General features: G+C 55.5%; 8 protein-coding genes. 5 read left to right on the top strand and 3 right to left on the bottom strand.

The features are described 5' to 3' along the window. Nucleotides 1-3: 3 nt before the first annotated feature. From QNK41_RS14135 to QNK41_RS14125, 3 genes are read left to right on the top strand one after another with little or no spacing between them, the layout of a single operon-like run. On the top strand, nt 4-1152 hold the full coding sequence (locus QNK41_RS14135; RefSeq protein ID WP_319258025.1) for a 2-oxoacid:acceptor oxidoreductase subunit alpha: 1149 nt from the start codon (nt 4-6) through the stop codon (nt 1150-1152). After that, nucleotides 1153-1956 carry a 2-oxoacid:ferredoxin oxidoreductase subunit beta gene (locus QNK41_RS14130; protein ID WP_319258023.1) on the top strand — a complete coding sequence of 268 codons (804 nt, stop codon included), beginning with the start codon at nt 1153-1155 and terminating at the stop codon, nt 1954-1956. It abuts the gene before it with no gap. After that, complete coding sequence (locus QNK41_RS14125; protein ID WP_319258021.1) at nt 1957-2499, top strand: 2-oxoacid:acceptor oxidoreductase family protein; 543 nt, start codon at nt 1957-1959, stop codon at nt 2497-2499. A 412-nt stretch (nt 2500-2911) separates the two neighbouring features. Here QNK41_RS14125 and QNK41_RS14120 read toward each other — a convergent pair whose 3' ends face one another. Beyond that, the gene (locus tag QNK41_RS14120; protein ID WP_319258019.1) at nt 2912-3079 is read right to left on the bottom strand and encodes a hypothetical protein; all 168 of its coding nucleotides are present in this window, start codon (nt 3077-3079) and stop codon (nt 2912-2914) included. A gap of 241 nt (nt 3080-3320) precedes the next feature. Further along, nucleotides 3321-4358 carry a peptide-methionine (R)-S-oxide reductase MsrB gene (gene msrB, locus QNK41_RS14115; RefSeq protein WP_413815156.1) on the bottom strand — a complete coding sequence of 346 codons (1038 nt, stop codon included), beginning with the start codon at nt 4356-4358 and terminating at the stop codon, nt 3321-3323. 512 nt (nt 4359-4870) lie between these two features. Here msrB and QNK41_RS14110 point away from each other — a divergent pair. Both QNK41_RS14110 and QNK41_RS14105 read left to right on the top strand, forming a co-directional pair. Then, on the top strand, nt 4871-7696 hold the full coding sequence (locus tag QNK41_RS14110; RefSeq protein ID WP_319258015.1) for a patatin-like phospholipase family protein: 2826 nt from the start codon (nt 4871-4873) through the stop codon (nt 7694-7696). 326 nt (nt 7697-8022) lie between these two features. Beyond that, the gene (locus tag QNK41_RS14105) at nt 8023-8409 is read left to right on the top strand and encodes a DUF202 domain-containing protein (protein ID WP_319258013.1); all 387 of its coding nucleotides are present in this window, start codon (nt 8023-8025) and stop codon (nt 8407-8409) included. Nucleotides 8410-8852: 443 nt separating this feature from the next. On the opposite strand, the gene QNK41_RS14100 is transcribed toward QNK41_RS14105, so the two are convergent. After that, the coding region (locus tag QNK41_RS14100; protein WP_319258011.1) for a sensor histidine kinase at nt 8853-9855 on the bottom strand (1003 nt) is incomplete at its 5' end.

The following is a 9855-nucleotide window of genomic DNA, read 5'->3' as shown; positions in this document are numbered from 1 at the left end:
CCCATGACCAGACAGATCAAATTCATTCAAGGCAACGAGGCCTGCGTGGAAGGGGCCCTTTACGCGGGTCTGGATTTTTTCGCCGGTTACCCGATCACGCCGTCGACGGAGATTGCCGAGCATTTGTCGCGGCGGCTGCCGCAGCAGGGCGGCAAGTTCATCCAGATGGAGGACGAGATTGCCTCCATGTGCGCGATCATCGGCGCGTCGCTGACGGGCAAGAAGGTGCTCACGGCCACCTCGGGGCCGGGCTTTTCCCTCAAGCAGGAGGCGTTGGGCTACGCGGTGATGGCCGAGATTCCCTGCGTGATCGTCAACGTGCAGCGCGGGGGTCCGTCCACGGGTGTGCCCACCCACGTGAGCCAGGGAGACGTGATGCAGGCGCGCTGGGGCACGCACGGTGACCACAGCATCGTGGCGCTGACGGCGTCGAACCACCAGGACGTGTTCGCCATGACCGTGGAGGCCTTCAACATCGCCGAGACCTATCGCACGCCGGTGATCCTGTTGTTCGATGAGGTGGTGGGCCACATGCGCGAGCGGCTGGAGATTCCAGAAAAGGGTGAGATCCCGCTGGTGGAGCGCCTTCGCACCGCCGTGCGGGGCGGGGTGGACTACCACCCCTACCTGCCCCGGGAGGACGGGCGGTTGCCCATGAGCGACTTCGGCGACGTGCACCGCTACAACGTGACCGGCCTGGTTCACGACATGTGGGGTTTTCCGTCGGACAACCCCAAGATCGTGCACGGCTTGCTGCGGCACCTGGTGGACAAGATCGAGAACAACGCCGGCCAGATGGCACACTACAAGACCTTTTACTTAGAGGATGCGGAGACGGTGCTGGTCAGCTTCGGCTCGGCGGCGCGCAGTGCCCTGCACGTGGTGGAGCACCTGCGCCCGCGAGGAGAGAAGATCGGCCTGCTGGAACTGCAGACGCTGTGGCCCTTTCCGGCGGATGTGATTCAAGAGTACTGCAACCGTGCCAGGACCACGGTAGTGGTGGAGATGAACATGGGCCAGGTGTGCCAGATGGTCAAGACGACCGTGCGCCACCCGGAGCGGGTGTTTCTGGCCAACCGCATCGACGGGGTGTTCATTGCGCCCAATGATATCCGAAACATACTTCGCCTGATCGAGGGCAAGGGGGTCTAGATGGCAGTCAATGATTATATCCGCCAGCGTTTTTTCCCGCACCTGTGGTGCTCGGGCTGCGGCCACGGGATCGTGCTCAACGGGCTGATCCGTTCGGTGGAACGGCTGGGCATGAGTCGCAACGAGATGGTGATGGTATCGGGGATCGGCTGCTCGTCGCGCATCTCCGGGTACATGGATTTTCACACCCTGCACACGATCCACGGGCGGGCGCTGGCCTTTGCCACGGGGGTGAAGCTGAGCAAGCCGGAGCTGAACGTGATCGTGCCCATGGGCGACGGAGACGCCTTGTCCATCGGGGGCAACCATTTCATCCACGCGGCGCGCCGCAACATCGACATGACGGCGATCGTTATGAACAACCGCATCTACGGCATGACCGGCGGCCAGTACTCGCCGCTGAGCGGTCCGGGGATCATGGCGACAACGGCGCCCTATTCGAACATCGACCAGGGGTTCGACGTGGTGGAGATGGCCAGGGCGGCCGGGGCGACGTTCGTGGCGCGCACGACGACCTACCACGTGCAGCAGATGGCCGACATCATCCGTGCGGGGATCCTTCACGAAGGCTTTTCGGTGGTGGAGGTGATGAGCCAGTGCCCGACCTACTTCGGTCGCAAGAACAAGCAGGGCGGGGCAGTGGAGATGATGAAGCGCATGAAGGAGAGCACCACGCCGATCGGATCGAAGGCCAAGGCCGAACATCCGGAGCTGATCGAGCGGGGCATATTCGTGCAAACCGACAAGCCCGAGTACTGCAGCGAGTATGACCGGATCATCGAACGGGCCATGGGAGGGGTATAGATGGAACGATGCAGGATGGTATTTTCAGGATCGGGCGGTCAGGGGGTGATCACGGCCGCGATCATCCTTGCCGAGGCGGCGGTGCTGCACGAAGAACTGACGGCGGTGCAGACCCAGGCGTATGGTGCGGCGGCGCGCGGGGGTGCCACGCGATCGGACGTGATCATCTCGGATGTGCCGATCAATTTTCCCAAGGTGATCCAGCCGAACGTGCTGGTGTGCCTGACCCAGGAGGCCTACAACAAATTTTACGACATCATCCGTCCGGGCGGACTGCTGATCATGGACACGCGCTATGTTCAGCCGCAGCTGAAGGTGGACGCGGTGCAGCGTCAGCTGCCCATGTACCAGACGGTGATGGACCGGATCGGCAAGCCGATCGTGTTCAACATCTGCATGCTCGGGGCGGTGGTGGGTCTGACCCAGCTGGTGCGCCCGGAATCGATCATGAAGGTATTGGAGCAGCGCATCCCGTCGGGCTTTATCGAGATGAACCGCCAGGCCCTGGAGCTAGGGCTGGAACTGGGTGGCGGGCTTAAGTAAAGCCCGGTCCCCACAGATAAATAAAAAACAACAGCCAAATACCAAATGACAAATAAATCACAATGACCAAATTCAAAATTCCAAACCATAGGGTCTTGAAGAAAGGACATTCCAATCGTCAATAGTGGAGAACTCAAAATGACAGTTAACTGCTGGTTTTGGCCCTTTTTTGAGATTTGGCTATTGTAATTTGGAATTTATTTGAGATTTGTAGTTTGTTATTTAAGATTTGGTGCCTGTGATTTGTTGTTTTCGGTTTATCCGATTTTAACCACAAACCTTGAACCCACGGCGGTTCCCGGTTCAGCGTTCACCGTTCAGAGGTTGAAGGACTAAAGAAGGTTCCCGGTTCAACGTTCCCCGTTCAAAGGTTGAAGGATAGAAACCATTTTGAACCCAGAACCCCGAACCATCACTCTTTGGTCCCCGTATAGGTGCCGGCCTTTTTCAGGGCCGTCACCATCTGGTCGCGGGTAATCACGGCAGGGTCGTACGTCACCGTGTTGATCTCGCGAAATCCGCTGAAACCGCTGGTTACCGACTTCACGCCGTCCAGCCCATCCAGGGCTGATTTCCCCACGCCATATCATTGCACATAAAAGACGGCCTGCTCGACCGCTGCATCATCGGCCCAAGCCGATCCAGTGAAAATAACCCCGCTGACGATGATTGATGTCAGGATAACGAACATGTTTTTTTTCATGGCAGACCTCCCGGGTGTGTTTTCCTGCCGTTAGACGCTTTTCCCCCTTTCGGTTACCCGCATTCCATATGTGCCGTTGAAACAGGTGGATAAGGTGCATGCGCCTACATGGCCGGTGCTATTTTTCGAACAGGCTGCGGTAGCTGCCATACCCCTCTTTTTCAAGCTCGTCCTCGGGAATAAATCTCAGAGACGCCGAATTGATGCAGTATCTCAATCCTGTGGGTTTGGGGCCGTCTTCGAACAGATGTCCCAGATGGGAGTCGGCCTGTTTGCTGCGAACTTCGGTGCGCACCATGAAAAAACTCATGTCTTTTTTTTCAATTACGTTGTCTGACTGCAGCGGGCGGGTGAAGCTGGGCCACCCCGTCCCCGAGTCGAACTTGTCCGTGGAACTGAACAGGGCCTCGCCGGACACTACATCCACATAGATGCCCGCATCGTGATTATCCCAATATTCATTGTTGAACGGCGGTTCGGTGCCGCTCTCACGGGCGACCCGATACTGCAGCGGGGTGAGCGTCTGTTTGAGCTGTTTATCCGTGGGGACCTCGACTGTCATTTCCTTTTTATTTCCATCCATCATCTTGGAAGACGTCTTTTCCATTTTTATCTCCTCACCGGCCCAGGTCGTCTCCAGGAATTGGTCCCGGCCGGAACCGGAGCGGTACCAGTTATAGCGAAGTGAATTTTTTTTGTAGTAGTCCTGGTGGTAGTCTTCGGCCTCATAAAAGGCACCCAGGGGGAGGATGTCGGTTACGATCGGCCGGTCGAAGTGGCCGGAGGCGGAAAGCGCTTTTTTCGAGGCTTCGGCCATCTGCCGCTCCTCATCGGTGGCATAGAAAATGGCACTGCGGTATTGATCGCCCCGATCCACGAACTGGCCGCCGGCATCGGTGGGGTCGATGTGGCGCCAGAGTGTGTCCAACAGCTGGCTGTAAGAGATCTTGGCTGGATCGTAGACGACCTTGATGGCTTCTATGTGGCCGGTGCCGCCGGCAGAAACCTGCTTGTAAGTGGGGTTTTCCATGCGCCCGCCGGTATAGCCCGACACGGCCTCGATCACGCCGTCAACTTTTTCATAATCCGATTCCGTGCACCAGAAGCAGCCGCCGGCAAAGACGGCCGATCGTGAATTCTCGACCATTTCATTCATGGGGTTCTCCATTTTATCGTCCATGCTTCTGACCTGCTGGTAGCCGAAGAAGACCGCGATTAGAACCAAGGCTGCAACAATTGTGTTTTTCATTACACACCTCCTGGTTTCTGTCCGTTACATTGCGTTCATGGACAGACAATAAGACATCCGGTTAAGGGATGTGTAACGTTAATGTAAAGATTGGTTAAAGATTTTCAAGGGAGAGGGGATTGTGGGGGGATTGTGGGCTGCAGAAATTTGTGCGTATCTCAGCTATATCGGTTCTGGAAGGGGATCAGTGGGCACTCTCCCTAAGTGAGGGGTCTTGATTTTAATGGTTCCGGGTTGCCTGATCGCTTATTCTCAACCGTTTCGCTGGATACGCACAACCGGGAAAACCGACATCCCTTTGATGGTTGATCTATATTATCGTTGCGCCTATAATCGGCGTCACTCGCTTTAATATCCCAAGACGAAATAATTTACCAACATCCTGTTTGGTTGACTTTTTTAAAAAAGGAATATCCTGCATGAAGGTCCGGCTATCCAATCCGATCCTGTACTGTCTGCTGCTCCTAACACTGATTTTTTTCACGAATCCAGCCTTGGCGGACTCCGATTCTAATCGGCTGTCATTGGCCATCAGCGGCGGGGCCAGCAAGGGTGCCTATGAAGCCGGGTTGACCTGGGGAATTGTGGAGGTTCTCCGCCAGGTTAACCACACGCAGGACGGGGCATTGGGCGGAGACCTGCGGCCAGTTGAAATATCCAGCATTGCAGGTACGTCAGCCGGAGGGATAAATACCCTGCTGGCTGCATTGGTATGGTCCGTAAAGCCGGAGAACGAGGGTGGTTTTGCCAATCGTATCGGTGACAATATATTCCGGGACTTCTGGCTATCTCCGGATGTGAACCGGCTGCTGCCGACCAAACCGGATTCGCCGCAATATCTGCCAGACGATGCCCTGCTGTCGCGAAAGGATTTGGTTGCGGTCGCCCGCGAGCTGCGTAAAAAATGGAAGCAACCGGGGTCTTTCCGCAGCGGTGTTCGCGTGCCGATGGGGGTAACCGTCACCCGTGTGAGACCGGATACGATGACCATCAGCGGTGTTACCGTTTTGAATCAGCGTTTTTTCATCCCGTTTGAAATGCACACCCAGGAGGATGGTAGTGCTGCATTTGTGTTCAAGCCCGAAGACTATCCATCCCTGATCGATCCGGCCATGATTCTCATGCCACGGACGGCTGAAAGCGACCCGTTTTCGATCTCCGACCAGCAGATCGAGGATGCCCTGTTGACCACCAGCGCTTTTCCCGGCGGGTTTGGGCGCAAGCGCCTGCAATACTGTCGTCAAAAAAAACTTTCTGCAGAGAGCGACACCGCCGGTGGGGTTTCCGCTGAATGGGGTGATGCAAATGAAGACGAAATGATTTGTCCGGATGGGTACGAACTGTCGGAAGCGGAGTTTGCCGACGGGGGCCTGTTCGACAACCTTCCTCTGGGCTTGTCGCGCCTGCTTGCAGAGTCCAGCAGACGACACAAAGAGACCCATTTGCCGGTGCGCTACATTTATCTCGACCCGGACCGTCGGCGCTATGCAAGCGCTGCCTCGGAAGCCAAACGGGCCTGTGAAGGCGACAATCCTCCCGATGCCTGTCGGCAAATGACCTTCGATTTGGCTTCAGAAGCGGTGGTTCTGGGTGGTGCAATCGGAACCGCCCGCAAATATGAACTTTACCGCGAACTGACCAGCGACAACTGGCGACTGAGCCTTTCCCAACTGAGCCGCAACATCGCCGACATCGTGGACGCCAACCAGCCGGATATGAATTGTGACGCCGTGTTGCCTTTCTTCGAGGGCCAGCTGCCCTGCGGCGACCGGTTGCGATATGCCGGCAGGCTGCTGGAACTTGCCCGTAGCTACCGACTTGCTCCCATCGTCGCCCCCTTGTCCGCACAGGCCCTTTTGAATGCAGGCATCGCTGAAACCTGCCGTCCGTCTTCAGCCAAAGACGGCCAGGTGAATTCCATTGAATGTAGGCTCGATGCGCAACGCTTGAGAAAGCAGCTCGCCGATGGGCTCATTGACCTGGTTGAAGAGGTCGCACCCAAGGACGAGAACCTAATAAACGATTTCCGGCAATCGGCCCTGTCCGTCGATTCGGATCGACACATATACGTCACCAGTCGCGGCGGCCCGATCACGGGAACGCTGCTGAGCGACTTTGGTGCCTTTCTGGATTACAAGTTTCGTGAATACGATTATCATGTGGGCATTTACGATGCCGTCATCGTCGCAACCAATGAAGAGTGCGCACGGATTTTCCCGGCATTGAATCAAGAAACAGAGATACAGAACTGCCGTGACCAGCTGAGTGAACAATTGTATCAGGATGTCGGTGTGGCTGATGATCCCAAGAGCAGATATCTGTTCGCCTTGATGGCCAAACAGGAATTTGGTAAGGCCGGCGGACTGCGCTATGCTTATGACCCGATGCCGCCGGAAGATCGCGATACGCGCATTATTTTTGAAGGTCTGAGCAAATCACTCGAGGCTGCCAGCAGAAGCAATGAGCGTTCCGGGGAACTGATATCTGTCGAACGCGAATTCTTTGAGCATCTTAAAACCGAGGGTTTTGAACCCACCACTTCCCCGGACGGCGGTGCGTCTCTGTTGAGCGTGATCATGGACGATCCGGAATACTGGTCGCACGAACTGGCCAACCGGGCAACCAGCCGAATGGTACATCTTGAAAAAGAGGCCCAAGCCATTTACCAGGCCCGCGAGCCCGACCCGCAGCTGCAGGAAGAGGCCAACACGGGCCTGATGGGAGCCGGTGCCCTGGCCCTGAGAACCGTTACCTACCAATACCCGCGCTTTACGTTCAGTCCGTCGACAGCGCCCGATGATTGGATCTGGCGTAACATCATTCCTTACGAAACGGCATTCGATACGGTGGATGGTGACATCCTTTTTTTCTGGCAGCCGACCTGGAATTTTAAACGCGTCAATGCTGGATTGCGAATCGGCTTGGGATTCAGCGGCGGTTTGGTCAATTCCAGTGCCGATGTCGATCGTGAGAACTATGGCACCGTGGGATTGGACCTGACGAGGATGGAGAAAATGGCCTTTTTCTCCGGATGGGGGATCACGCCGGCCGTATACCATAGCTGGAAAGATCCCGAGATTGGCGACCAGACCACATTCGGATTGGATGTGCATGCCAACCTGTTGGCCAACCGGCTGCGCATCAGTCTGGGTGCACGCGATATTGTCAACGACGCGAATGACACGTTTTTTGTGACCATTGGCATTACCGATTTGCCTGGCATCATTTACTGGTTGAGCCGATAGTGATCCTTTTAACTAGTGTCCGTCCAGAAATGAGGAATTTTGGTCAAGATCAAGGCATGCGAAAAATTTTACCGCAGGTGACCTGAAAGAAATGCCCTTGGGGTGTATATGGTTGATATTCCGAGGATAAAATTTTGAGCATAACGCAGATATCGGGCAAAATAGCCGTTTCTGGATGGGCACTAACTAACCGTGGTCCAAAATCATATAGGCCGCCATGGCAATATAACGCTTTGGCAATCTTGATGGGGTAAGGATGCCAGCCAAGTGTTACACGGATGCAACTTAAAGGACAGAACACGGCTGGCTAGAAGGTGAAAAATCAATTGAAAGAAGATGATTTGAAAAACCGTATCGTTGTTGATCCCACGGCAGACGGTCGCACCAATTGGCCACACGAGCGTACACGTTTGGCCAAGGAGCGAACCTTCGCGGCCTGGCTTAGAACCGGATTGTCCGCCGTTGGGGTTGGATTGGGACTCGTCAAATTGTTGCCCGCTGTGGAGCCGCGTTGGATGATGCAACTGATTGGGATGCTCTTTATCGGTGCCGGAGGCATTGTCTTCGTGATTGGCTATAAAACCTACCACACCGTCATCAGAAAACTTGAAGAAGAAGGTTATACGGGGATTCCATCAATATTCATGGGTGGTCTGACTTGCATGTTTTTATTGGGTACCATTTTGGGAAGTGTTCTCATCATTCTGGAGTAACCTTGTTTTTCTATGATCTATTGCTTGCAGTTTGTAGATTGTGGGTATCTTCAACGAAGACTGGCTCAGAGCGCATCACATCGCCAACATACATACAGCGTTAAGCTGAGACCGTTTTTTTTTGCACACCAACACCAAAGGAGACCGACATGTTTGATGCAGGGTTGAGGCGCATCACATCATTGAATGCGCTCTTTTTTTAGCCCTATCTTTAATTCTCTCATATCCATTTTATGCCCAGGCAGAAACTCCCGCAATGCGCGTTGCCGTGCGTCATTGCCCGCCCTTCGTCATCAACGATGGCGGCGATTAGGTATTGGCTTTATGGGCTGCTGCCGATTGAGTCCCAGCTGTAGCAGACCATTCGATGGAGATGCTGTAGGCAATAAAGGCCATCGAACAGGTAGATAGCAGATTAATTCCCAACTGCTGCAATTTCCGGGCTAGGTTGAAATGGATGATTGAGCGCTCAATGTGCCCACTGACAGGGGCAGGCTGAAACCGATGTGAAGGATGCCGTCGGTAAGCTCGGCATGCACCTTTCCGCCATGGGCCGCCACCAATTCCTTGACGATGGACAGGCCGATGCCAGCGCCGCCGTGATGCCGGGAACGCGATTTCTCTCCCCGATAAAAGCGTTCGAAAAGGTAGGGCAGGTCGTCGGTTTGGATTTCCCCTGCTATGTTGGCGTATTCAACCCGAATGGCGTCCGACGCCTTGAAGATGGCAATGGAGACCAAACTTCCTGCAGGTGCATAGCGGATGGCATTATCGGTGATGTTGCGCAGCACCCGGGTCAGGCGGTCCCGATCGGCGTGGACGGTTGCCATTGATTCGGCGGCATCGATGTCGACGGTCAAATCCCGCTTTTTGATGCTGGGCAGAAAAGGGGCCAGGGTGTCCGCCACCATCTCCTTCAGGTCCACGACCGTCGGTTCAAGCTGGCCGCTGGCGGCATCGGCCCGGGCCAGGGCCAGCACATCTTCCACCAGGTCCGCCAGCCTCAGGGTTTCGTCCTGGAGCAGGGAGAGGGTTGCCGGGTCCGGCGGCAGCACGCCGTCGTTGAGCGCCTCCAGGTATCCCCGAATGTTGGTCAGTGGGGTGCGCAGCTCATGGGCCACATCGATCATCAGCGAGCGTCGTAGGTGCTCGATCTTTTCAAGGTTTTTCGCCATGCGATTGAATGCCCGGGCCAGTCGTCCGACTTCGTCCGCAGTGGCCACGGGCACCCGGGCCGAAAACTCGCCGGCGGCGATTTCACCGGTGATGGTGGTCATGCGGGTCAGCGGGCCCAGAATTCGCCGGTTCATCACATAGCTGAGCACGATAGCCAGAAAGATAGCTCCAGCAAAGGCCCAGATCAGGTAACGGTGAATGGAATCCACAAACATGGCGTGAGCGGGTCCGGGGGAGATGTGGTATTTTTCCATGAGGGTGACGAAGTAG

Source organism: Desulfosarcina sp. (assembly GCF_033791525.1).
Taxonomy (GTDB): domain Bacteria; phylum Desulfobacterota; class Desulfobacteria; order Desulfobacterales; family Desulfosarcinaceae; genus Desulfosarcina.
This window is presented reverse-complemented; position numbering and strand designations above follow the sequence as displayed.